This is a genomic window from Pseudomonas sp. DE0157 (assembly GCF_007678615.1).
Classification (GTDB): Bacteria; Pseudomonadota; Gammaproteobacteria; order Pseudomonadales; family Pseudomonadaceae; genus Aquipseudomonas; species Aquipseudomonas parafulva_B.
In genome coordinates, this window is sequence record NZ_VEJN01000018.1 from 79,871 (window position 1) to 104,031 (window position 24,161).

20 protein-coding genes, 1 tRNA gene and 1 pseudogene are annotated in these 24,161 nt (G+C 61.2%); 8 read left to right on the forward strand and 14 right to left on the reverse strand.

Going from position 1 to position 24,161, the window contains the following annotated elements:
- Nucleotides 1-13: 13 nt before the first annotated feature.
- From topA to FS777_RS18970, 5 genes are all read right to left on the reverse strand, one after another.
- Nucleotides 14-2,623, reverse strand: a complete 2,610-nt coding sequence (topA, locus tag FS777_RS18950) for a type I DNA topoisomerase (RefSeq protein WP_058606158.1) — start codon at nt 2,621-2,623, stop codon at nt 14-16.
- A 100-nt stretch (nt 2,624-2,723) separates the two neighbouring features.
- Entirely contained in the window at nt 2,724-2,975 is a 252-nt protein-coding gene (locus tag FS777_RS18955) for a DUF1653 domain-containing protein (protein ID WP_058606157.1), read from the reverse strand.
- 81 nt (nt 2,976-3,056) lie between these two features.
- The gene (gene fadA / locus FS777_RS18960; RefSeq protein ID WP_058639658.1) at nt 3,057-4,232 is read right to left on the reverse strand and encodes an acetyl-CoA C-acyltransferase FadA; all 1,176 of its coding nucleotides are present in this window, start codon (nt 4,230-4,232) and stop codon (nt 3,057-3,059) included.
- Between the two features lie 31 nt (nt 4,233-4,263).
- On the reverse strand, nt 4,264-6,411 hold the full coding sequence (gene fadB / locus FS777_RS18965; protein ID WP_145257099.1) for a fatty acid oxidation complex subunit alpha FadB: 2,148 nt from the start codon (nt 6,409-6,411) through the stop codon (nt 4,264-4,266).
- A 524-nt stretch (nt 6,412-6,935) separates the two neighbouring features.
- Nucleotides 6,936-7,373 carry a hypothetical protein gene (locus FS777_RS18970; RefSeq protein ID WP_058639660.1) on the reverse strand — a complete coding sequence of 146 codons (438 nt, stop codon included), beginning with the start codon at nt 7,371-7,373 and terminating at the stop codon, nt 6,936-6,938.
- Nucleotides 7,374-7,483: 110 nt separating this feature from the next.
- Here FS777_RS18970 and FS777_RS18975 point away from each other — a divergent pair, with 110 nt between their 5' ends.
- Nucleotides 7,484-7,924 (forward strand): universal stress protein, encoded by a 441-nt coding sequence (locus FS777_RS18975; protein WP_145257104.1) that lies wholly within the window; start codon nt 7,484-7,486, stop codon nt 7,922-7,924.
- 116 nt (nt 7,925-8,040) lie between these two features.
- Here FS777_RS18975 and FS777_RS18980 read toward each other — a convergent pair whose 3' ends face one another.
- The gene (locus FS777_RS18980) at nt 8,041-9,966 is read right to left on the reverse strand and encodes an ATP-binding cassette domain-containing protein (protein WP_058639661.1); all 1,926 of its coding nucleotides are present in this window, start codon (nt 9,964-9,966) and stop codon (nt 8,041-8,043) included.
- Between the two features lie 223 nt (nt 9,967-10,189).
- Here FS777_RS18980 and FS777_RS18985 point away from each other — a divergent pair, with 223 nt between their 5' ends.
- A complete protein-coding gene (locus FS777_RS18985) occupies nt 10,190-12,115 on the forward strand; it encodes a transglycosylase SLT domain-containing protein (RefSeq protein WP_058639662.1) in 1,926 nt (641 codons plus the stop codon).
- Between the two features lie 62 nt (nt 12,116-12,177).
- Here the strand turns inward: FS777_RS18985 and FS777_RS18990 are convergent, their stop codons facing one another.
- Both FS777_RS18990 and FS777_RS18995 read right to left on the reverse strand, forming a co-directional pair.
- Nucleotides 12,178-12,975 carry an MOSC domain-containing protein gene (locus FS777_RS18990; RefSeq protein WP_145257107.1) on the reverse strand — a complete coding sequence of 266 codons (798 nt, stop codon included), beginning with the start codon at nt 12,973-12,975 and terminating at the stop codon, nt 12,178-12,180.
- Nucleotides 12,976-13,030: 55 nt separating this feature from the next.
- Entirely contained in the window at nt 13,031-13,966 is a 936-nt protein-coding gene (locus FS777_RS18995; protein ID WP_058639664.1) for a chemotaxis protein CheV, read from the reverse strand.
- Nucleotides 13,967-14,311: 345 nt separating this feature from the next.
- On the opposite strand from FS777_RS18995, the pseudogene FS777_RS19000 reads away from it, so the two are divergent.
- From FS777_RS19000 to FS777_RS19010, 3 genes and pseudogenes are all read left to right on the forward strand, one after another.
- Nucleotides 14,312-14,719 (forward strand): annotated as a pseudogene (locus tag FS777_RS19000) (histidine kinase); the annotation flags it as partial.
- Nucleotides 14,720-15,123: 404 nt separating this feature from the next.
- Entirely contained in the window at nt 15,124-16,020 is an 897-nt protein-coding gene (locus FS777_RS19005; RefSeq protein WP_058639666.1) for a sensor histidine kinase, read from the forward strand.
- On the forward strand, nt 16,010-16,669 hold the full coding sequence (locus tag FS777_RS19010) for a response regulator transcription factor (protein WP_058639667.1): 660 nt from the start codon (nt 16,010-16,012) through the stop codon (nt 16,667-16,669). The genes FS777_RS19005 and FS777_RS19010 overlap by 11 nt, the downstream gene beginning before the upstream one ends.
- Here FS777_RS19010 and yegS read toward each other — a convergent pair.
- From yegS to moaB, 3 genes are all read right to left on the reverse strand, one after another.
- Nucleotides 16,653-17,540, reverse strand: coding sequence for a lipid kinase YegS (gene yegS, locus FS777_RS19015; protein ID WP_058606173.1), 888 nt, complete (start codon nt 17,538-17,540; stop codon nt 16,653-16,655). The two genes, FS777_RS19010 and yegS, sit on opposite strands and share 17 nt — an antisense overlap.
- Before the next feature lie 124 nt (nt 17,541-17,664).
- The gene (glp, locus tag FS777_RS19020) at nt 17,665-18,891 is read right to left on the reverse strand and encodes a gephyrin-like molybdotransferase Glp (protein WP_058639668.1); all 1,227 of its coding nucleotides are present in this window, start codon (nt 18,889-18,891) and stop codon (nt 17,665-17,667) included.
- Complete coding sequence (gene moaB / locus FS777_RS19025) at nt 18,875-19,414, reverse strand: molybdenum cofactor biosynthesis protein B (RefSeq protein ID WP_058639669.1); 540 nt, start codon at nt 19,412-19,414, stop codon at nt 18,875-18,877. Before moaB ends, glp begins: the two co-directional genes overlap by 17 nt.
- 183 nt (nt 19,415-19,597) lie before the next feature.
- On the opposite strand from moaB, the gene FS777_RS19030 reads away from it, so the two are divergent.
- Both FS777_RS19030 and FS777_RS19035 read left to right on the forward strand, forming a co-directional pair.
- Entirely contained in the window at nt 19,598-19,819 is a 222-nt protein-coding gene (locus FS777_RS19030) for a YgdI/YgdR family lipoprotein (protein ID WP_058639670.1), read from the forward strand.
- Nucleotides 19,820-19,900: 81 nt separating this feature from the next.
- Nucleotides 19,901-19,977: transfer RNA gene (locus FS777_RS19035), tRNA-Pro, on the forward strand.
- Nucleotides 19,978-20,064: 87 nt separating this feature from the next.
- On the opposite strand, the gene FS777_RS19040 is transcribed toward FS777_RS19035, so the two are convergent.
- Nucleotides 20,065-21,825: an ABC transporter transmembrane domain-containing protein gene (locus FS777_RS19040; RefSeq protein ID WP_145257114.1), complete on the reverse strand. Its 1,761-nt coding sequence runs from the start codon at nt 21,823-21,825 to the stop codon at nt 20,065-20,067.
- Nucleotides 21,826-22,039: 214 nt separating this feature from the next.
- Here FS777_RS19040 and FS777_RS21485 point away from each other — a divergent pair, with 214 nt between their 5' ends.
- A complete protein-coding gene (locus tag FS777_RS21485) occupies nt 22,040-22,213 on the forward strand; it encodes a PA1571 family protein (protein ID WP_165919263.1) in 174 nt (57 codons plus the stop codon).
- A gap of 74 nt (nt 22,214-22,287) precedes the next feature.
- Here the strand turns inward: FS777_RS21485 and pdxB are convergent, their stop codons facing one another.
- Nucleotides 22,288-23,430, reverse strand: a complete 1,143-nt coding sequence (gene pdxB / locus FS777_RS19045) for a 4-phosphoerythronate dehydrogenase PdxB (protein WP_145257117.1) — start codon at nt 23,428-23,430, stop codon at nt 22,288-22,290.
- A 60-nt stretch (nt 23,431-23,490) separates the two neighbouring features.
- Nucleotides 23,491-23,733, reverse strand: coding sequence for a sulfurtransferase TusA (gene tusA, locus FS777_RS19050; RefSeq protein ID WP_058605718.1), 243 nt, complete (start codon nt 23,731-23,733; stop codon nt 23,491-23,493).
- Nucleotides 23,734-24,161: the final 428 nt, after the last annotated feature.

Genomic DNA, 24,161 nt, shown 5'->3' on the forward strand with positions numbered 1-24,161 from the left:
TGGACGCTGGAACTCAGCGCTTGTCTTCGACTTTCCAGGCCTTGCCATCGTAAAACGCTTTCCAACCCGTGGGCTTGCCGTCCACTTCCGACTGGACGTACTGCTCCTTGGTCTTGCGACTGTAGCGAATTACGGTTGGTCGACCCTCGGGGTCTTTCTGCGGCGCTTCGCACAAGAAATGGTACTTGGGATCGATTTCATGTTTGTGCGGGACAATCTCGCACACCAGGGGCGCACGTGTTTCGCGGTTCTTCGGGAACTGGCTGGCAGCCAGGAACAGCCCCGAAGCACCATCGCGCAGCACATAGGTGTCGTCCACCTTCTCGCACTTAAGCTCGGGCATGTCGACTTTGTCCATCTTCGGCGGCGCCGCTTCACCGCTTTTGAGCAGCTTGCGGGTGTTCTTGCACGCAGGGTTGGTGCACCCGAAGAACTTGCCGAAGCGTCCGGTCTTGAGCTGCATTTCGCTGCCGCACTTGTCGCACTCAAGGCTTGGGCCTTCGTAGCCCTTGATGCGATAGCTGCCCTCTTCGATCTCGTAACCCGGGCAATCAGGGTTGTTCCCGCAAATGTGCAGCTTGTGCTTTTCATCGAGCAGGTAAGCGTCCATCGCCGTTGCGCAAACTGGGCAGCGGTGCTTGCCAAGCAGCACGCGCGACTCCGATTCGCCCTCATCGTCAGCAGCGATCTCGTCACCAGGCACGAGGTTGACCGTGGACTTGCAGCGCTCTTTAGGTGGCAGGCTGTAACCGGAGCAGCCCAGGAACACGCCCGTGGACGCTGTACGAATCATCATCGGGCGACCGCACTCCTTGCAAGGAATGTTGGTCATCGTCGGCTGATTGGCACGCATGCCGTGTTCGCTGGATTCGGCCGTCTGCAATTTCTTGCTGAAGTCGCCGTAGAACTCGTCCAGCACGTTCTTCCAGTCGCGCTCGCCGTGGGCGACGTCGTCGAGGTTTTCCTCCATGCCGGCGGTGAAACCGTAGTCCATCAAATTGGAGAAACTCTCGGAGAGCCGCTCGGTCACGATGTCGCCCATCTTTTCCGAATAGAAGCGACGGTTGTGCAACGTTACATAGCCACGGTCCTGAATGGTCGAGATGATCGCCGCGTAGGTCGATGGTCGGCCAATGCCGCGTTTTTCCATTTCCTTGACCAGGCTGGCCTCGGTGAACCGGGCAGGCGGCTTGGTGAAGTGCTGGCTAGGGTCAAGCTGCATCAGCTTGAGCGCTTCACCCTGCACCATCTCAGGCAGCACGTCGTCTTCGCCAGGCTTGCTCTGCTGCGGCAACACGCGGGTGTAACCGTCGAACTTCAGGATGCGGCCCTTGGCACGCAGCTCGAAGCTGCCCGCTGCCACGGTCACGCTGGTGGACAGGTACTGGGCCGGCGGCATCTGGCAGGCCAGGAACTGACGCCAGATCAGCTCGTACAACCGCTCGGCATCGCGCTCCATACCGCTGAGCTTGGTCGGGTGGGTGCTCACGTCCGACGGCCGGATGGCTTCGTGCGCCTCCTGGGCCCCTTCCTTGCTGCCGTACACCTGCGGCGTTTCGGGCAGGTACTGCTTGCCGAATTCGCGCTCGATGTAGCTGCGCGCCATTTCCAGCGCATCGCTCGACAAGTTGGTCGAATCGGTACGCATGTAGGTGATGTAACCCGCTTCGTACAGACGCTGGGCCATCATCATGGTTTTCTTCACGCCGAACCCCAGGCGATTGCTCGCTGCCTGTTGCAGGGTCGAGGTGATGAAGGGCGCCGATGGCTTGCTGCTAGTCGGGCGGTCTTCACGCTTGACGACGCTGTAGCTCGATGCCTTGAGCTTCTCCAGCGCGGCCATGGCCTGGGTTTCGTTCAGCGGCTTGAAGGCCTCGCCATTTTCACGGGCGACTTCGAAGCGAACCTTGGCGTTCTTGGCGGTGCCGAGATCGGCATGGATTTCCCAGTATTCCTGAGGAATGAAGGCGCGAATCTCGCGTTCACGCTCGACCACCAGCTTGACGGCTACCGACTGCACCCGCCCGGCCGACAGGCCGCGGGCAATCTTGGACCACAGCAGCGGGGACACCATGTAGCCCACCACACGGTCGAGAAAACGACGCGCCTGCTGCGCGTTGACCCGATCAATGTCGAGCTCACCAGGCTGCGAAAACGCTTCCTGAATGGCCTTCTTGGTGATTTCGTTGAACACCACGCGCTTGTAGCGGGTATCGTCGCCACCGATGGCCTCACGCAGGTGCCAGGCGATTGCCTCCCCTTCGCGGTCCAAGTCGGTCGCGAGGTAGATGGTGTCGGCATCCTTGGCCAGGCGGCGCAGCTCGTCGATCACCTTTTCCTTGCCAGGAAGGATCTCGTACTTGGCTTTCCAGCCCTGGTCCGGGTCGACGCCCATGCGTGCAACCAATTGGCGGCGCGCCTTTTCCTTGGGCGAAAGGGCCGGTGCCTCACCCGCCGCCTTGCCACGCTTGGCGGCCGGCTCTTTGCTCGCGCTCGCCGAACCGCTGGTGGGAAGGTCTCGGATATGGCCGATACTCGACTTCACCACGTACTGGTTGCCCAGGTACTTGTTGATGGTCTTGGCCTTGGCCGGGGATTCCACAATGACCAGCGATTTGCCCATGGATCGGAGTATTCCTGAATCTGAAGATTGAAAACACGTCAGGTACCAGACGCGGCACCGCTATATATAGTGGCGAAACTGCGAGGTCAAGTTCAGAACATCACGCCTGCGACTTGGCCGACGTCCCGCACAACCCCTCTTCGGCCTTGATCAACGCAAAGCGTGGCACCTGTTCGCCGTCGACTTCCACCGACTCGCGGAACATCGACAGCGGGCGCACCCAGAAGCTGTAATCACCATACAGGCATTGGTAGAACACCATCCACTCCTCGCTCTCAGAGTGCCGCGCGACACTGAACACACGGTACTCCGGGCCCTTGTAATGCCGGTACACACCTGGCTGGATCTGCATGTGGACTACCTCCTGGTTCGATTGAAACCGAAAAAACAAAACCGGGGCACAAGGCCCCGGTCGCTGTCCTTCTCCTGCGCCTTAGACGCGTTCGAATACAGTGGTAATACCTTGGCCAAGGCCGACACACATGGTCGCAATCCCCAGCGTGCCGCCATTTTGCTTCATGACGTTGAGCAGGGTGCCGGAAATACGCGCCCCGGAGCAACCAAACGGGTGGCCCAAGGCGATCGCACCGCCGTGCAGGTTAACCTTCTCATTCATCTTGTCGAGCACTTTCAAGTCTTTCAACACAGGCAGGGCCTGTGCGGCGAACGCCTCGTTGAGTTCGATGAAGTCAATGTCGGCCATGCTCAAGCCCGCGCGCTTGAGGGCTTTCTGGGTGGCCGGCACTGGGCCATAGCCCATGATCGCGGGGTCGACGCCAGCCACAGCCATGGCACGAATGACCGCCAGAGGCTCGATACCCAGGTCCATTGCACGCTGCCCCGACATCACGATCATGCACGACGCACCGTCGGTGATCTGGGAAGAAGTGCCTGCGGTCACCGTTCCACCTTTGGGGTTGAAGGCCGGCTTGAGCGACGCCAGGCCCTCGAGGGTGGTTTCCGGACGAATGGTTTCGTCGAAGTCGAACACTTTCAGGAAACCATTCTCGTCATACCCCTGCATAGGGATGATCTCATCCTTGAACTTGCCCTCTACGGTGGCCTTGTGCGCCAGCTGGTGCGAGCGCAGGCCGAACTGGTCCTGCTGCTCACGCGTAATGCCGTGCATCTTGCCCAGCATCTCGGCCGTCAGGCCCATCATGCCCGAAGCCTTGGCCGCATGCAGCGCCAGATGCGGGTTGGGGTCTACGCCATGCATCATGCTCACGTGCCCCATGTGCTCGACGCCGCCTACCACGAACACGTCGCCGTTGCCGGTCATGATCGCTTGGGCGGCGGTGTGCAGCGCGCTCATCGACGAGCCGCACAACCGGCTGACGGTCTGTGCCGCGGACGTGTGCGGAATCTGGGTCATCAGCGATGCCATGCGGGCGATGTTCCAGCCCTGCTCCAGGGTCTGGTTCACACAGCCCCAGATCACGTCCTCGACTTCCTTGGGATCGACCTTGTCGTTGCGCTCAAGCAACTTGCTGATCAGGTGCGCCGACATGTCTTCGGCGCGGGTATTACGGTGCATGCCACCCTTGGAGCGGCCCATTGGCGTGCGACCGAAGTCGACGATCACCACGTCTCTTGGATTAAGGCTCATATCAAATCTCTCGCTCTAGCTCGTTGACCGCTCAGTTGAAGAAGCGCTGGCCCGTCTTGGCCATCTCACGCAGCTTGGCGGTCGGGTGGTACAGCGGCCCCAGGTCGGCATAGCGATCGGCCAGGGCGACGAATTCGGCTACACCCAGGGTATCGATGTAGCGCAGCGCACCGCCGCGGAAGGGTGGGAAGCCAATGCCGTAGACCAGGCCCATGTCCGCCTCGGCGGCGGTCTCGACGATGCCATCTTCAAGGCAGCGCACGGTTTCCAGGCACAGCGGGATCATCATCCAGTTGACGATGTCCTCGTCACTGACTTCACGCTGCTCGTACACGATGGGCTTGAGCACCTCGAGCACGCTGGCATCGGCGACCTTTTTCGGCTTGCCGCGCTTATCGGTTTCATAGGCGTAGAAGCCCTTGTCGTTTTTCTGGCCCAGGCGGTTGGCATCGTACAAGGCGTCGATGGCAGAGCGGCGCTCATCCTTCATACGATCGGGGAACCCCTCGGCCATGACGTCACGGCCATGATGCCCGGTGTCGATGCCCACCACGTCCATCAGGTACGCTGGGCCCATGGGCCAGCCGAATTTTTCCATGACCTTGTCGATGCGCACGAAGTCCACCCCCGCGCTGACCAGCCTGGCGAAGCCGCCGAAGTACGGGAACAGGACGCGGTTGACCAAAAACCCTGGACAGTCGTTGACCACGATCGGGTTCTTGCCCATTTTCTTGGCGTAGGCGACGGTGGTGGCGACTGCCGCTTCACTGGATTTTTCGCCACGAATCACTTCCACCAGCGGCATCATGTGCACCGGGTTGAAGAAGTGCATGCCCACGAAGTTTTCCGGGCGCTTCAACGCTTTTGCCAGCAGATTGATGGAAATGGTCGAGGTATTGGATGCCAGGATCGCATCCTCCCTCACCTGCCCTTCCACCTCGGCAAGCACGGCCTGCTTGACCTTCGGGTTTTCGACCACTGCCTCGACCACGATGTCTACGTGGGCGAAATCACCGTAGGACAGCGTCGGGCGAATCGCATTGAGCGCCTCGGCCATCTTGGCCGGTGTCAGCCGACCTTTCTCGACCCGATTGCCCAGCAGTTTGGACGCTTCGTTCAACCCAAGCTCGATGGCCTCTTCGCGGATATCCTTCATCAGGATCGGGGTGCCCTTGACCGCCGACTGATAGGCGATGCCACCGCCCATGATACCGGCGCCCAGCACGGCCGCCTGCTTGACGTCACGGGCAATCTCGTCATGGGCCTTGGCCTTGCGCTTGAGTTCCTGATCGTTCAGGAACAAGCCGATCAAGCTCTGTGCGACCGATGTCTTGGCCAGCTTGGCAAAGCCCGCCGCTTCGATTTCCAGTGCCTTGTCACGACCGAAGTTAGCCGCTTTCTGAATGGACTTGATCGCCTCCACAGGCGCTGGGTAATTCGGGCCTGCCTGCCCAGCGACGAAGCCTTTGGCGGTTTCGAAGGCCATCATCTGTTCGATGGCATTGAGCTTGAGTTTTTCAAGCTTGGGTTGGCGCTTGGCCTTGTAGTCCAGCTCGCCGCTGATGGCGCGTTTGATCAGGTCCAGAGCGCCGGCCATGAGCAACTCAGGCGCGACCACAGCATCGACGGCACCCACTTTCAGGGCGTCTTCGGCACTGTTTTCCTTGCCCGCGGCGATCCACTCGACGGCATTGTCCGAGCCGATCAGGCGCGGCAGGCGCACGGTGCCACCAAAGCCTGGGTAGATGCCCAGTTTCACTTCGGGCAGGCCGATGCGCGCGGTGGTGGCCATGATGCGGTAGTCGGCTGCCAGACACATCTCCAGGCCACCGCCCAGGGCGATACCGTTGATGGCCGCAACCGTGGGCACCTGAAGGTCTTCGAATGCGTTGAAGATACGGTTGGCTTCCAGGCTGCCGGCGACCAATTCGGCCTCGGGCAACTTGAAGTTGTCGACGAACTCGGTGATGTCGGCACCAACGATGAACACGTCCTTGCCGCTGCTGACGATGACACCCTTGACCGACGCATCGGCCTGGATGGCGTCCACAGCCTGGCGCAGCTCGCTCAGGGTCAGGCGGTTGAACTTATTGACGGACTCACCCTTGAGGTCGAACTTGAGCTCGACGATGCCACTTTCAAGAGCCTTAACCGTGATGGCTTTACCTTCGTAAATCATCAACTGATCTCCAAGATATGGAAGCTAAACTGTACACGCCGATCGCTGCGGCATCGCAGCCATCATGGCCACCTGCCCCAGGCACACCCGTCAGCGCGCGAGTCGAGCACATGAATGAGTGACGTGCAATGCAAACGCTCAATTCATACGCCCGTTTGATTTGGGTGTGCACACATTCTCCGAAAAGATCTGCATTGTCAAATGCTGCACCCACGGCAGAAAAGCCGACTTTGCGGTCACTTTCCACAGGCCGGGCACGACCGATCATGGGGCTGATCGCTGCCCATTCATGCTGGCAATTTTCAAACCTTGTCAGCCTTGGCGTGCTCTGCAGTCTGGCTGATCCGGGCACAAGCGCCAGCCCCCACATGACGCGATGAATTCACTGGCCTGCCCCGCCTTCGCTTGAGGCAGAATGACAAAGCGGCGATTGAGCAGGCCCCTGTCAGGGACCGCCGAATCGCCGCTGTGTCGTTGCACCGCATCTCAGGGTGTCTTGGACAGCCCGCCGAGTGCCTTTGGGGTCAGGCCAGTGTCTCCAGCACATAGGCAACGTCCTGCAATACAGCCGTATCTCCGCGCTCCGTCCAGTAGAGCGCTATCATCCGCGCATCGGCCTCGACCTTGTAGGCGCTTGCCGGCAGACGGGCCAGCGCTTGCATGAAGCGTGGGTCTTCGCAAGGTTCTCGCCACTGGTTGCACCATACGCCAGGGCTGATCTGCCAGAAGCTGAAGCTGTCGACATGCCCCCGCTTGCGGGCCCGATGATATTGCGGGCATGGGCTCGGCGGCTGCTTTTCCAACCAGTACGGCCACTGCTGAGGCGCCAGCTGCATGGCCAGACCCATGCGCCGCGCCTCCAGGCGCAAGCGCATCTGCTCGCTCTGATTGCGCGAGTTGCGCAGCCAGGAGAGCGGGCTGAGAATCAGCGCAAGGATTGACACCACCAGCAATACCGTCATATCAGTAGTTCCCATAAACCGTTGCAAATGAGCTGGTTAGCCATTTTTCACGCATGACCCGCCCGAAAGCGACCATACTTCTTCTATAGCGATTGCCTGGAGTAGAGCTCATGACCTACCAACATCTGCTGGTCGCCGTCGACCTGACGGAAGAATGCGACCCTGTGATCAAGCGCGCCATGGCGCTGGCCCAGCCAACCAACGCCAAGGTCTCACTGGTGCACATCGTCGAACCCATGGCCATGGCGTTTGGCGGGGACGTGCCGATGGATCTGTCGCAATTGCAACAGCAGCAGTTCGACCAGGCCAAGGAACGCATGGATCGCCTGTTCAACAAATATCCGGACATTCAGCGCGGCGACTCGCACTTGACTTACGGACAGCCCCGTCAGGAAATTCATCAATTGGCCAAAGACCAGGAATGCGACCTGATCGTCGTGGGCAGCCACGGTCGCCACGGCCTGGCGCTGCTACTGGGCTCCACGGCCAATGACGTTTTGCATGGCGCACCCTGCGATGTGCTGGCAGTGCGACTGCAGAAAAAGGACTGAACCTGTCCATCGCGGCACGTCAAGCCGCAACGCCAGGTGCCTCGGGTTTGTCTCCTCCCTCCGGCACCTGGTAGCGGGCTCGCCCGCCACGCGCAGGCCCTAAGCGCACTGTCTGCTTAGCCTTCCAACTCGGCCCAGCGTTCCACCAGGGCATCGAGCTCACCTTGCAGCTTCTCGATGTTCGCCAGCACCGCTGACGTCTCCGCGATCGGACGTTGATAGAAACCGGCCGCGCTCACCTCTTCCTGAGCCTGGGCCATGCGCTGTTCCAGCGCGTCGATCTGACCTGGCAGCATCTCCAGCTCACGCTGCAGCTTGTAGCTGAGCTTTTTCTTCGACTCCTCGACCACTGGCGCAGCGACGGCTTGCGGCTTGGCCTCGACCTTCTCCACCACCGCACTGTTGAGCGTTGACTTGCCGCCCTTGCTCTCGGTGACCCCAAGCAGCTTTGGCGAACCGCCCTGACGAATCCAGTCTTCGTAACCGCCCACGTACTCGCGGACCAAGCCATCGCCTTCGAACACCAGGGTGCTGGTCACGACGTTGTCGAGAAACGCTCGGTCGTGGCTGACCATCAGCACGGTACCCTTGTAGTTGGAGAGCACCTCTTCGAGCAACTCGAGGGTTTCCACGTCCAGGTCGTTGGTGGGTTCGTCGAGCACCAAGAGGTTGGCCGGCTTACTGAACAGCTTGGCCAGCAGCAGACGCGCACGCTCGCCGCCGGACAATGCCTTGACCGGGGTGCGGGCCCGCTGCGGGCTGAACAGGAAGTCACCCAGGTAGCTCAGCACATGCCGGCTCTGCCCCTCGATCTCGATGAAGTCACGGCCTTCGGCGAGGTTATCGATGACGGTCTTTTCCAGGTCCAGCTGATGGCGCATCTGGTCGAAATAGGCGACTTCAAGCTTGGTGCCGCGTTCGATCTTGCCCGACGTGGGCTCCAGATCACCCAGCATCAGCTTGAGCAAGGTGGTCTTGCCGGTGCCGTTGGCCCCCAGCAGACCGATACGGTCCTGGCGCTGCAGCACCATGGAAAAATCCTTGACCAGCATCGGCCCGTCCGGGTGCGAGAAGCTGACGTGCTCGAGCACCATGACCTGTTTGCCCGACTTGTCGGCCGCCTCGATCTGGATGTTGGCCTTGCCCTGCCGCTCCCGGCGCTCGCCGCGCTCAACGCGCAGCGCCTTGAGTGCCCGCACGCGGCCCTCGTTACGGGTGCGACGGGCCTTGATGCCTTGGCGGATCCACACCTCTTCCTGGGCCAGGCGTTTGTCGAACAGGGCGTTGGCGGTTTCCTCGGCGGCCAGCGCGGCCTCCTTGTGCACCAGGAAACTGGCGTAGTCGCCGTTCCAGTCGATCAGGCCGCCTCGGTCGAGCTCGAGGATGCGGGTGGCCAGGTTCTGCAGGAAGGATCGGTCGTGGGTGATGAACAACACAGCGCCGTTGAACCCGCGCAGTGCTTCCTCAAGCCAGGCGATGGCACCGATGTCCAGGTGGTTGGTCGGTTCGTCGAGCAGCAACAGGTCGGGCTCGGACACCAGTGCCTGGGCCAGCAATACACGACGGCGCCAGCCGCCGGACAACTCCGCCAAGGTCTTGTCCGCCGGCAACTGCAGGCGGCTCAGGGTGCTTTCAACCACCTGCTGCAGGCGCCAGCCATCGCGGGCCTCCAGCTCGTGCTGCACGTGCATCAGCTTTTCCAGGTCTTCATCGCCCTGGATGTTCTGACTCAGGTGATGAAACTGTGCCAACAGCTCGCCAACGCCATCCAGGCCTGCCGCCACCACGTCGAACACCGTGCGCTCGTCGGCCAATGGCAGTTCCTGGGGCAACTCGCCGATCTTCAGCCCAGGGGCGCGCCAGATGTCGCCGTCATCGCCTTTCTGCTCGCCCTTGACCAGGCGCAGCATGCTCGACTTGCCGGTGCCGTTGCGGCCGATGATGCACACCCGCTCGCCACGAGCGATCTGCCAGGACACCTTGTCCAGCAGCGGCATGGCGCCGAATGCGAGGGACACATCGCTGAATTTGAGCAGGGTCATGTTCGTCTCCATAAATCGGGCGCGCATTCTACCTGAGTTGGCCCTGCGCCGACATCCGCAAGGCCAGCGCCTGCCACCCACGGCGACATCCGGTCGAACTTAATATCCCGATACAAGCACAGTGCTTTCACCTGTCATCCGCAAACGGCTAAGCTAGGGCCATCGTTCCCAACAGTGCTGGCCCAGCCGCCACTTTCCCATGGTTCAACTGCCCGGACGTATCATGCGCAGCCGCCTGTTACAAATTGCTTCATGCCTGTTGCTCACCGCTGCCACCGGCGCGGCCCAGGCCACCGACATCACCGTGCAACGTCAATACTACGATGAAGCCAAGCGTGCGCTGGCCAAGGGCGACAAGGGCCCGTACCTGCGCTATGCCCAGGCGTTGAGCGACTATCCGCTGACACCTTACCTGGCCTATGACGAACTGACCGCGCGCCTGAAATCTGCCAGCAACGAGGAGATCGAGGGTTTCCTGGCCAAGCATGGCGATCTGCCGCAAGCCAACTGGATGAAACTGCGCTGGTTGCGCTGGCTGGCCGAACGCGGCGAGTGGCAGACCTTCGCTAACTACTACGATCCCAAGCTCAACTTCACCGAGCTCGATTGCCTGAACGGCCAGTACCAGCTTAGCCACGGGATGCGCACCGAAGGCTTTGCCACGGCAGACAAGCTGTGGTCGGTGGGCAAGTCCCAGCCTGCTGCCTGCGACCCGTTGTTCGCCATGTGGGCCGCAGAGGGGCAACTCACGGAGGGCAAACGCTGGGAACGGGCCAAGCTTGCTGCCCAGGCGCGCAACTACGGCCTGGCCGAGAACTTGGTCAAGACCCTGACCACGCTGGCGCCACAAGGCCGCCTGCTGATCGATGTGGCGCAGAAACCCGAACTGCTCAACCAGCCATCACGCTTCACCCAGGCCGACGAGGCCACCTCGGACGTCGTCAGCCTCGGCCTGCGCCGCCTTGCACGGCAGGACCCGGAGCGCGCCATGGGGCTGCTTGACGACTACGCCCAGCGCATGCACTTTTCCCGCGATGAAAAAGTGGCCATTGCCCGCGAGATCGGCCTGACCCTGGCCCGGCGCTATGACCCGCGCGCGCTTGACCTGATGACCCGCTACGACCCGGAGCTGCGGGACGACACCGTCAGTGAATGGCGCTTGCGCCTGTTGCTGCGCCTGGGCCGCTGGGAAGACGCCTACGCGCTCACCAAGCGCCTGAGCGGCGACCTGGCCCAGAGCAGTCGCTGGAAGTACTGGCAGGCGCGCAGCCTGGAGCTGGCACAGCCGAAGAATCCGCAAGTCCCGCAGCTGTACAAGGCCGTTGCCCGCGAGCGTGATTTCTATGGCTTCCTGGCTGCGGACCGTGCGCAAGCCCCTTACCAGCTGAACAACAAGCCCCTGGTGCTCAGCCCACAGCTGGTCAAGAAAGTGCGCAACACCCCTGGCATCCAACGCGCCCTTGAATTCCATGCTCGCGGTCAGATCGTCGAAGGTCGCCGCGAGTGGTATCACGTTAGCCGTCACTTCAACCGCGACGAAATGGTTGCCCAGGCGCGCCTGGGTTACGAGTTGCGCTGGTATTTCCCGGCCATTCGCACCATCAGCCAGGCCAAGTACTGGGATGACCTGGATGTGCGCTTCCCCATGGCGCACCGCGACACCCTGGTACGCGAAGCCAAGGTGCGCGGCCTGCATTCAAGCTGGGTGTTCGCAATCACCCGTCAGGAAAGCGCCTTCATGGAAGATGCTCGCTCCCCCGTGGGCGCCAGCGGGCTCATGCAGTTGATGCCTGCTACAGCCAAAGAAACGGCGCGCAAGTTCAGCATCCCACTGGCATCGCCCGCACAGGTCCTGAACCCGGACAAGAACATCCAGCTGGGGGCCGCCTACCTCAGCCAAGTGCACAGCCAGTTCAATGGCAACCGAGTACTGGCGTCAGCGGCTTACAACGCAGGCCCAGGCCGCGTGCGGCAATGGCTCAAAGGTGCCAAGCACCTGAGCTTCGACGTGTGGGTCGAGTCCATTCCGTTCGATGAAACCCGTCAGTACGTTCAGAACGTGCTGTCCTACTCGGTGATCTACGGGCAGAAGCTCAACATGCCACAACCTCTGGTGGACTGGCACGAGCGCTACTTCGACGACATGTAAGGGCCACTGCCGGCTGATCAAGCCTGGGCGCCGGTCACACCGGCGTCCAGCTGCCCGGCGACTCAGAGCACCTGCACCTTCATGCCAACTTCCAGGTGCCCGCTGCCATCGGCGGCCAGGTTTTGCCCAAACAGTATGTCCCCTTCCTTTTCCCGGAACGTCCTAAGCGTGGTCATGGGCTCCCGGTCAGGGCTGCGCTCCCCGGTGGCAGGGTCGATGGTGGTGAAAATACAGCGCACGCTTGGCTTCAGAACACGAAACTCCACCGTACCGATGCGAATGCGTTTCCAGCCATCCTCTGCAAAAGCCTCGGCCCCTTGAACCACCAGGTTGGGCCTGAACCGCAGCATGTCCATGGGCCGGCCGATACGGCGATCGAGCTCATCGAGCGACCCTTGGCCAATGAGCAACAACGGGAAACCGTCGGGAAAGGCGGCACGGTCACGGTCGGTGCCATAGCCATTGGGCAGGTACCTGGCCCGCTGCTGCGGGCAGTAGACCAACCTCACCGGTTTGCCTAGCCAGCCACTGAGCCAGGCGGCGGCCTCATCGCCGGCATCCGGCACGCGCAAGGTGTCGCGCCACAAGGTCACCCCTCGCAGCGGGGCATCCTCGGCTGGGGCCACCACATTCAGCGGCACTTGCCCAGGCGCCCGCAGCAACAGTGCCCCGCGTGACTCCACTGCTTCGAGCTGCCCGAGCTGCGGCCAGGCACGCTGGGTCAGGAAGCGCCCGTTTTCTTCCTCCACCAGCATCCAGCGACGGTCTCCTTCCAGTCCAAGCAGACCCACGGGAGAGGCTTGCAGGCATTGTGCCCGCCCTGACTTGACCGGATACCGATAGAGCTTGCTGAGAAACATCCCTGCCGCCTCATAATTCACAAAAACGTCAGCTTATACCCGGCAGGGCGCGCGATCACGCGTTGGTGTTGTCCAGCAACAGGCGCTGCTTGACCACATCGACCAGGCGATCAGGCTGAAACTTGGACAGAAAATTGTCGCAACCCACCTTCTTGACCATGGATTCGTTGAAGCTGCCCGACAACGACGTGTGCAGTACGACGTACAGCTTACGCAGGCGCGCATCCTCGCGGATCTCGGTTGTCAGGCGATAACCGTCCATTTCCGGCATTTCAGCATCCGTGAAGATCATCAATAGCTTTTCGCACATGTCCTCCCCGGCATCGGCCCAAGCCTTGAGCATGCGCAACGCCTTGAGGCCATCACTGGCAACGTGCAGTTTCATCCCCAACTGCGAGAGCGTGTCGCGCAACTGGGCCAGGGCCACGCTGGAATCGTCCACCAGCAGCACCTCGCGACCACGTGCCCTTGCCAGAACCGGATCGGCCAACTTCTCGCCCGAAACGCGAGCGTTGTAAGGCACGATTTCGGCGAGCACCTTTTCCACATCGATCACCTCTACCAGCTTGTCGTCCACCTTGGTGATGGCGGTCAGGTAATGCTGACGGCCGGCACTGGTCGGTGGCGGCATGATGGACTCCCAGTTGAGGTTGACGATGCGGTCGACCCCGCCCACCAGAAACGCCTGCACCGAGCGGTTGTATTCAGTGACGATGATGGTGCTGTCAGGGCCTGGCTGAATGGGGCGCATGCCGATTGCCTGGGACAGGTCGATGACCGGGAGGGTCTGGCCTCGCAGGTTGACCACACCGCAGACGAACGCGTGGCGCTGCGGCATCAGGGTCAGCTTGGGCAGCTGTAACACCTCCTGCACCTTGAAGACGTTGATTGCGAAAAGCTGACGCCCAGCCAGCCGGAACATCAGGATTTCCAGCCGGTTCTCACCTACCAGTTGTGTGCGTTGGTCTACCGTGTCGAGAATGCCAGCCATTGGTAAGCCCCCAGGCTCATGTCGAAAATATGCGCGATTGTGTGTGTATCGGCAGTTGGCGTAGCATCTTGACCCCTAGTAAACGCTACACCCCCCCTTTTTTGATGTCACTTTAACAGCATGCTTAACGGGTTTCCTAATACCACTCCCACGGGCTGAAAAGTTCCGTTTTTTTCTTGCCTATCAGGGAAACCCCTAGCGGCACTCAGGTACAACCTGATGTTCGCTCTATCTTTTAGCCATTAATGTGACGCCATTCTCACTGCATGAATGGAGTCAGGCTTTGCTAGCTATCGTAACGGCGTGCCCGTCTCTATCGCCTGTCCTGCCCATGGAGGCGCCATGATGGACAGTGCCTTACCCTTCTCGGAGGCGCTTGAAGGTTTTCGCGAGAAGGCTCAGAAGCGCCTCCACAGAGCAGAGGACTGCTTGCAGCATCTTGAGCTCATCGAAAATGACCCTGATGCCTGCAGGTGTCTGGACGCTGCGTTAAGCGACTTGGCACATGACGCACAGCGTTTGGGGCTGCTTGAAGTGGCCCACTTCACTACTTCCTTTCAGCAGATACTGGCACCCTGCTGCCAAGGCGCGTGCCTGCATCTTGACACGCTGCGTACTACTGCTGCATGCCTGAGGCTGCTGGCCTGGCAGCTCGAGCTACTGGACGCACACACGGGGCGGCTGGACCTGGACGCTGGAGAACAATTTGTGTTGCTGGGCGAACTGGCCAGGGCGGTTCGATCTTCTCTGGCATAAGCCTGGTTAACAGGTGACGGTGCAGCGCATGACCGCCAAGAGCCCGACCTTGGCGACAAACCGTAGGGCAATTTGCCACCCTGCAGTTGCATGCCAGAAGTGCAACTTTGGCGAAACTGGAAAGTTGTAGCTTTAATTTACAAAGTTGTAGGAAATAGCCTCAGACAAGCAAGTCAGGCGCCGCTATGGGGCAATTCACAACAATAAGAATTAGCTAGGTGAAGTCGTCTTCGGCGGCGACCTCGGGTATTCGAGGTGGTAGTATGCCCCACCGAAACGCTTCAACTTGACACAAGGTTGAATGAAACGTGGTCGAAAAAACATCGAAAGTACGGCGCAAAAGCTTCTGAGCAGTAATGTGCAAGGCCCCCATCAGCAATACTTCAGCGGCTCCCCTACCTATGTTCCCACGCTTGATGACCTCTTTTCGTTGTAGCCCCCCGTACACCAGGCTGTGCTGGGCCACGGCAGGCATCAGTGTGGTTTCCTGCATCGCCTGCCTGGTGTTGCACCTGACTGAGCGCCCCGTACCCATCAGCCTGGTGGTGCTGCAGCTGACCGGTGTATTGGTCGCTGCCGTGCAACTGCGTACGGGGGCGCGCTCGATCAGCTTGCGCCCTGCGGAACTCGCCGAGCGCCTGCTAAAAGTGCAAGAAGATGAACGCCAGCACCTGAGCCGGGAGCTTCATGACGACATCGGCCAGCTGCTGACCGCTGCGAAATTGCAGCTGCAATGGCTGCAGCGACGAACGCCCGGGGATGTGCAGGGGCATTGCGATGCCTTGCATGCCACGCTGGACGATACGTTGAGCGCTGTGCGCGACGTTTCTGCCCTGCTCAACCCCCGTCAGCTGGCCAGCCTTGGTCTTGAGGCCAGCCTGCGCGCGCACTTGCTGCGCACCTTGGACGGTAGCGGCGTGCAATGGAGCCTGTCTTGCAAGCAACGCCTTGGGGGCATTGCCGAAAATGTCGCAATGGCAGTGTTTCGCATCACCCAGGAGGCGGTGACCAACATGTTGCGCCACGCTGGGGCGCGCAATCTCGTCATCCACCTACGGCGTACGGAGCTGGGCCTGGCATTGTCGATCGAGGACGATGGCTGCGGCTTCAAGCCTGCCCGAGAACCGCACCTTGCCAGTCAGCGTGGGCTGGCTGGCATGCTCGAGCGGGTCACTGCCCTTGACGGCAGCTTGAAGATTACCAGCGATGTTGGCCAGGGCACCCGCATCGATGCCGTGTTCCCCTGGCCGCCCCGTAGCCGGCAACGCGCTGACCGAGTGGATACCCATGACCTGTAGATTGTTGCTGGTGGATGACCATTCGTTGATCAGGGCGGGGGTCCGCGCCCTGGTCAGTGACATACCCGGGTACGAGGTAGTCGGCGAGGCCGACGATGGCGGGCAGTTGCTGGATCAGGCGCGGACGTTGATGCCCGATATCATCCTGCTGGACCTCTCCATGCGATCAACCAGCGGGCTGGACGCCTTGACCCAGCTCAATGCCAGCGGCAGCGCCTGCAAGGTGCTGATCCTCTCCATGCACACGGACCCGGAGTTGATCATGCGCGCCCTTGAGGGCGGTGCCCATGGGTATCTGCTCAAGGACACCAGCGCCTCTGAACTTGAGCAGGCGCTTAGCGCGGTGCGCAACGGGGAGCGCTACCTAAGCCCGGCCATTGCCCACACCGTCATCAATCAGGCCTTGCGTCATACTAGACCCGCCAGACGTCCGGCGTGCGAGCGACACAACCTGACTGCCAGGCAGCTGGAAATTCTGCGCCTGATCGTGCGCGGCAAGTCCACCCGCGAAATCGCCAACGGTCTGGGGCTGTCGATCAAGACAGTCGAAACCCATCGCTCGCAAGTGATGAAACGTCTGCAAATTCACGACGTCGCCGGGCTGGTGCTGTTCGCGGTGCGCGAAAAGATCATCAGCCTCGATGACTGAGCAATGGACAGCCTTGCGGCAGGTGCAGGCGCAACGCCTGGGGCCGCGCTTCGAAACGCAAGCTGTCCGCCTTGAGCGGTTCGCCATCGAGGTTGATATCAAGGCCCTGTTGACTGTTGATCTCTACCCACGGCAACCGTGTGCGAATGAACAGCCCATCGCCTGCCAGCAAATCGCGTAATGCGCCGACCACTTCCTGCGGCTTGGGCAGGATCGCAACATCCAGCAACCCGTCATCTACCACCGCATCCGGACACAACTCCTGCCCTCCCCCGGCTTGGCGACCGTTGCCGATCCCTAGCGCCAGCAACTCACCCTGCCAATGGAAATCCGGGCCTTTCAACTCGACCGAGGCTGCCTCCAGTTCACTGAAGCGTGACAAGCCGGTGAATACGTAGGCGGCGGCCCCCATCAACTTCTTCAGGTCTTCGGACGTACTGGCTGTGACCTGGCTGCCAAAGCCGCCGGTCGCCATGTTAAGGAACAGTTGCTCGCCCACTTGCCCAAGATCAACTGCCTGCGCCGGTTCATTGAGCAGCGCCAGTGCCTGGGCAGGCTCCAGCGCAATACCGGCCGCCTTGGCAAAGTCGTTGGCGGTTCCAAGCGGCAGCAACACCAGGCTGGCTTCGGTGCCCGCCAGGCCCATGGCTTCGGCCACATCCCGCAAGGTGCCGTCACCACCGCCGGCGACAATGTGACTGTAACCGGCGGCAAGTGCCTCCTTGACCAGGCGCTGGGCATCACCGCCCTCCCAGGTTACGCGCACGTCCAATGCCCAGCCAGTGTCGCGCAGATCATGCACGGCGGTGCGTACGTCTTCGTTCATGGCTTGCTTGCCGTGCAGAATCAGCATTGCCTTGCGCGCTTGCATGTAGGTGCCTCCATAATTGACCACCTGCATCTTGACTCTTAGCCGTTACCAATTGTTGCACGGTCGTTCAAATATTGCGGCGCAGGGCTCGCGCACTGGAGCGAGCCTGCGCCGCTGGCGTGCGTCAACCGAGTAGGTCACTGAAGGGAATGAAGGGTACGAGGTCACCTTGACCAGGCGTAGTGCCCTCCTGCACCTCGACCAGCCCATCGGCCCACACTGCGCTGCGCAACACGCCAGAGCTCTGGTTAGGGTAAAGGCATACCTTGCCCTGCTCGATGCGCGCACGCAGATACTCACGCCGTGACCCAGCTTTGGGCCAATCGAAACCGGCGGGCAGGCACACACGCAGCGGGGCGACATCGATCACACCCTGACGACGCAACAAGTAGGGGCGCGCCAGCAGGCCGAAGGTCACCAGGGTAGAGGCCGGGTTACCGGGCAGGCCGATCACTGGCACGCCCTGGAAGTGGCCGAAGGTCAACGGTTTGCCGGGTTTGATCGCCAGTTTCCACAAGGCCAGCTCACCGGCCTCGCGCAGGGCCGCGCCCAGATAATCGGCCTCGCCCACCGAGACGCCACCTGTCGAGAGGATCAGGTCCACCCCTTGCAACTGAGCCAGGCTCGCGCGGGTACGGGCCAAGTCATCAGGCAGGATACCGGCGTCGGTGACGTCGCATCCCAGGCGCTGCAACCAACTCACCAGCAAGCGACGATTGCTGTTGTAGATTTGCCCAGGCCCCAGCGGCAGCCCTGGCTCGACCAGTTCATCCCCAGTCGACAGCACTGCCACCCGCACCCTGCGTACCACATCGAGCTGACCATGACCCAGGGTGGCGGCCAAGCCCAACTCGATTGGCCCAAGACGCGTGCCGGCGTCGAGCACCTGCTCACCCTTGCGGGTTTCCTGTCCTTGCGGGCGAATGTTCTGCAGCGCCTTGAGGGGGTGCAGAAACTGCACATGGCCATTGGCCTGAACCTGGGTGTTTTCCTGCATCTCCACGCAGTCGGCGCCTTCGGGAACCGGTGCACCCGTGAAGATCCGCGCACAGGTGCCAGGCTGCAGTGGGCCAGGTGCGTGGCCGGCAAAGATTCTCTGGCTGACCGGCAGCGGCGCCCCCTGCCAGTCGGCCCGGCGCAGGGCATAGCCGTCCATTGCGCTGTTGGGCCAAGGCGGCAGATCGAGCGAAGCCACCAGGGCAGTGGCCAGCACTCGGCCTTGTGCCTCGGCCAACGCCACGCGCTCGATGTCGCGAATCGGCGCAGCATCTGCCAAGGCCAGCAATTGCTCAAGGGCCTGTTCCACCGGCATCAGTGGCCTGGGCTGCACGGCCTCAGCCACGGCTTTCACAGGCCGCCGCCTGCTTCAGATGGGCGACGAAATTGCAGGGACGGTGCCGTGCATCGAGCTGTTCGGCCAGGATACCGTCCCAACCGGTGCGCACCGCATTGGTCGAGCCGGGCAGGCAACACACCAGGGTACCGTTGGCCAACCCTGCCAGTGCCCGCGATTGCACGGTCGAGGTACCGATATCCGCCACGGAGATCTGCCTGAACAGCTCGCCAAAGCCGTCGACCTGCTTGTCGAGCAGGCAAGTAACCGCCTCAGGCGTACTGTCACGTCCGGTAAAACCGGTACCGCCAGTAATGAGCACCACCTGCACGGTGTCATCGGCGATCCAGGTCGCGACCTGGGCGCGGATCTTGTAGAGATCATCCTTGAGCAGTACGCGTTGGGCGAGCCGGTGGCCCGCCGCTGTCAGCCGGTCTACGAAGACCTGGCCCGATGTGTCGTTGTCGAACGTGCGGGTATCGCTGACCGTGAGCACGGCGATATTGAGAGGAACGAACGGGGTGTCTGCCGAGGCTTTCATAGGTATCGGTCACTGGTAATGGCAATGACGGCAGTTATATCACAGCGCACCCCCGCCGGCGTGAGGAGCGCTGTCTTCACTGGATCGCGCCGAGCGAATGCCGTTATGCTGCACGCGCAAGGAACTTGCACTAACGTCCCGCGTCTTAACAGTCATCTTGCACCATCGCACTGGAGAAACACGATGATCAAACGGACCCTTCCCGCCTTTATGCTCGCCCTGGGCCTGGCTACCCTGGCCGGTTGCTCGACCCCAACCGTCATCACCTTGAACGACGGTCGCGAAATCCAGGCGGTGGACAAGCCGTCCTATGATGAAGATTCCGGCTTCTACGAGTTCGAGCAGCTCGATGGCAAGCGCATGCGTCTGAATAAAGACCAGATTCGCACCGTCAAAGAACTCTGATAGCCCATCCGAGTTGGCCAAAGCTTCGTTCTTTTACAAGGACTTGCGGGCAAATTTCGGATGCAGTAGGATTTTGTTCATCGGAGTGTAGCGCAGCCAGGTAGCGCGTCTCGTTCGGGACGAGAAGGCCGCAGGTTCGAATCCTGTCTCTCCGACCAAGTCCTTCAAAAAACCCGCCTTGTGCGGGTTTTTTGTTGTTCACGACTCAGGCTCATACCTGCATCGCGCACCAGCGGGCCAGCCTTTCAAGCGGACGTAAATTGCAGCGCTGCCAGCCGTGCATACAACGGGCTGGCTTCAATCAGCTCACTGTGGGTCCCAGTGGCGACTACTTTGCCTTGGTCGACCACGGCAATGCGGTCGGCGTGTTGTACCGTGGCCAAACGGTGCGCGATCACCACCGTTGTCCGCCCCGCCATCAGGCGCGGCAAAGCTTGCTGGATCAGGTGCTCACTGTGAGCGTCGAGCGCGCTGGTCGCCTCGTCAAGCAGCAGGATCGGGGCATCCACCAGCAACGCACGGGCAATCGCCAACCGTTGGCGCTGCCCACCGGATAAACCCACCCCGCCCTCCCCCAGGCAAGTCTGGTAGCCCTGCGGCAACTGGCGTATGAACCCGTCGGCATGGGCTGCGCGCGCGGCTGCTTCGATGTCGGTCAGGCAAGCGCCAGGGCGTCCGTAGGCAATGTTGTCCGCCACCGTACCTCGAAACAGTGCCGGTTGCTGTGCGACCCATGCAAACTGCTGGCGAAGGTGGTCGGGGTCGAGTTGGTCGATGGGGTGGTCATCGAGCAGAATCTGCCCGTGCTGAGGGTCATAGAACCGCAGAAGCAGGTCGAACAGGGTGGATTTACCCGCACCGGAGGGACCGACCAATGCAAGCGTCTGGCCTGCCTGGATGGCCAGGCTCAGGTCATCGATAGCCTTGTGCTCGGGTCGCGAGGGATAGGCAAACACCACGCGCTGCAACGTCAGGCAGCCCCGTGCACGACCTCCCGTCAGCAGCCGCGCACTGGACGGCGCCAGAATCTGGCTTTGCGCAGCCAGTAATTCGGCTATGCGCTCTGCTGCTCCAGCAGCACGCTGGAGCTCGCCAATCACCTCGCTGAGTGTACCGAACGCACTGCCCACTACCAGGCTGTAGAACACGAACGCCGCCAACTCACCCCCCGACATACGCCCGGCGATAACGTCCAGGCCGCCGACCCACAGCATTGCGCCGATAGCGCCTAGCACCAGCACAATCACCACGGTAATCAGCCAGGCCCGCTGCGTAATGCGCTGGCGGGCCACTGCAAATGCCGACTCCACCGTCTCGGCGAACAGTGCCCGGTCGTGGGCTTGATGGGTGTAGGCCTGCACGGTCTTGATCTGGCCCAGGGTTTCGGCCACATAGCTACCCACATCTGCCACCCGGTCCTGGCTCTGGCGGGAGAGGCTGCGCACACGACGACCGAACAGCACGATCGGGGCCAGCACCACCGGCAATGCCACGACCACGATGCTGGTCAGTTTCGGGTTGGTGATGAACAGCAAGACCACACCCCCCACCACCATCAGCGCATTACGCAGGCACATGGACAGGGACGAGCCAATCACCGATTGCAGCAACGTAGTGTCGGCCGTCAACCGAGACTGTATTTCCGAGCTGCGGTTGTCTTCGAAAAAACCCGGATGAAGCTCGAGCAGATGGTCAAAAACGGCGCGACGAATGTCCGCCACGCACCGCTCACCTATCCAGGAGACGAGGTAGAACCGGCTGAAGGTCCCTACCGCCAGGGCCAGCACCAGCAGCAGGAAGAGGCCAAGGGTCTGGTTGAGCTGATGGACGGAACCGGTCATGAACCCCTGATCCACCAGCAGGCGGATGCCTTGTCCCATGGACAGGGTGATGCCGGCAGTCACCACCAGTGCCAGCAAGGCCAGCACCAGGCGCCGCCGATATGGGCGAAGAAAATGCCAACCAAGGCGCAAAGCGCGGCTGGGGCGCGGAGTTGTAGAGGCCATGGATCTGCTCTCGAAGGCGGAACATGCAGCCTACCATTCATGCCGCAGCACGGAACTGTCTGGCGCGGCTATAGCCTATTGTTCTAACCGCGCTCTGGCACTTGTTCGCCATCTCTGGTGGACTATGGCCCAGCCTCAGGTTGCGCCGCACCCGCGTCGACGATCTGCCAGGCGCAAGGTTGATACCAGACGTCATCTGAAGAGGAGACCCTGCATGAGCTTGCACCATGACCGCGAACACCACACGCCTCGTCACGCACCGTCCCCCCAGGCAAGCGGCGCGCTAATCGACGCCCAAGGGCGGGAGGTACCGATCACCGAGCAGATGATCCAGCAGGCCTGCAAGGCCTTGGAAGAAAGCCGGGTCGAGCGCTCGCAGAAAAACTGATCACCTTATTCCTGACCCGGCGCAAGCGCCGGGTTTTTTGTGCGCGCTGCTTTGCCCTGGGGCAACCCCGAGCGTCAGGCCCTTTTTGCTCCGATGGCGTCAATCAGCTGCGCAAGCTGGGGCGAGTTACCACGGATGCGCACGGATAGCCCTTCGATTTCACGGCGTGGCGGATAGTGTTTGCGCAATAGGTCGAAAGCCGCACGTTGCTGCTGCGCGTCTTCGCTCAGGCTGCGGCGCAAATCGGCATCATCGCGGCGCGGATCGTAGACAGCGCGGCATAGCATGGCCAGTGCCCATTGCAGATCGGCCTCAGCGTCCAACTCAATCTGCGCGACTGGCGGGCGCGGCAACAGGTCGGCCAGTTGAACGCGCTCCTCCACGCCCAGGTGTTGACACAAGGCGCGATAGATCTGGGCGGTGCCACGCTGACGGCCATCGAGACTATAGCCGGCGATGTGGGGGGTGGCGACGGTACACAGGTCGGCCAACCGCAGATCGACCTGGGGCTCGCCTTCCCACACGTCCAGCACCGCGTGCAGGTCATCGCGCTGCTGCAGGAGCGTGCGTAATGCGCCATTATCCACCACTGCCCCTCGACTGGCGTTGATCAGCCAGGCGCCTGGGCGCAGTTTCGCCAGTTCTGTAGGGCCTAGCAGGTGCCAGGTCGGGTACTGGCCACCGCGTTCGAGGGGTGTGTGCAGGCTGATGACATCGCAGGCTTGCAGCAGGGTATCGAGCTCGACGTAGTCACCGCCTTCGGCGGCCTGGCGCAATGGATCGCAGACCATCACCTTCCACCCCAGGGCGCGTAGCACGCCCACCAGCCGCCCACCTACTTCGCCTGCACCCACCACGCCGTAGACGCGCTCGTGCAGTGATGCACCCTCAAGGTCAGCGAGGGTCAGCAGGCTGCCCAGCACATAGTCCACCACACCCCGGGCGTTGCAACCGGGTGCACTGCTCCAGCGGATACCCGCTTGTTCGAAGTAGTCGAGATCGAGGTGATCGGTGCCGATGGTGCAGGTACCCACGAACCGCACGCGACTGCCTTCTAGCAGTTGCCGATCGACCTTGGTCACGGAGCGGACCAGCAGGATGTCGGCCTCCCGGACGCTGGCGGCGTCGAGGCTACGCCCAGGATAGCGACGAATCTCGCCAAACCCTTGGAAGAAGGCATCGAGCAAAGGGATGTTTTCGTCGGCAACTATCAGCATGGCGCTCTCCTGTCTGGGGAACGCAGTGTAGGCTCAACGCGGAGCGTGTTCCAGAGCGGCTCAGTCGGCTTTCTTGCGGATCCAGTAGAGGAAGGTGCCGGCGGCTTCCTGTTGTTCCAGCAGTTGGTGGCCCAGGAAGGTACAGAACTTGGGGATGTCGCGTTGGGTCGAGGGGTCGGTGGCGATGACTTTCAGCAGGCCGCCGGCGGCGAGGGCGCGCACGTGTTGATGCAGCATCATCACTGGCTCTGGGCAATTGAGGCCGGTGGCGTCGAGGGTGGCATCAGGGGTGAGGTCGGTCATGAAGGGCTCCGCAAATGATGGGTATTGTGGCGCATTCGAGGGATGCGGGCCAAGTGGGGCTGTTGTGGGGCCCGCTGGTTCAGGGGCGCCGTACCGGCAAGACCGTCTCTACCCGGAATCCGTTGGCTTTTGAGTGCGGTGCAAGGCAAATTTCCGCATACAAATGAGACAGGTTGCCAATCTCCATAAGATGCAAGTTGTGTGGCATTGCTAGTTCATACCATCCTTTCTTTTTATAATACATAACCATGACATTCCAGCTCGTGGTATCGGCCAGGATAAGATGCTCGATGCCTATTACTGTTGCTATTGCTGTTGCTGTTGCTGTTGCTGTTGATCTTGACCTTGATCTTGATCTTGATCTTGATCTTGATCTTGATCTTGATCTTGATCTTGATCTTGATCTTGATCTTGATCTTGATCTTGAT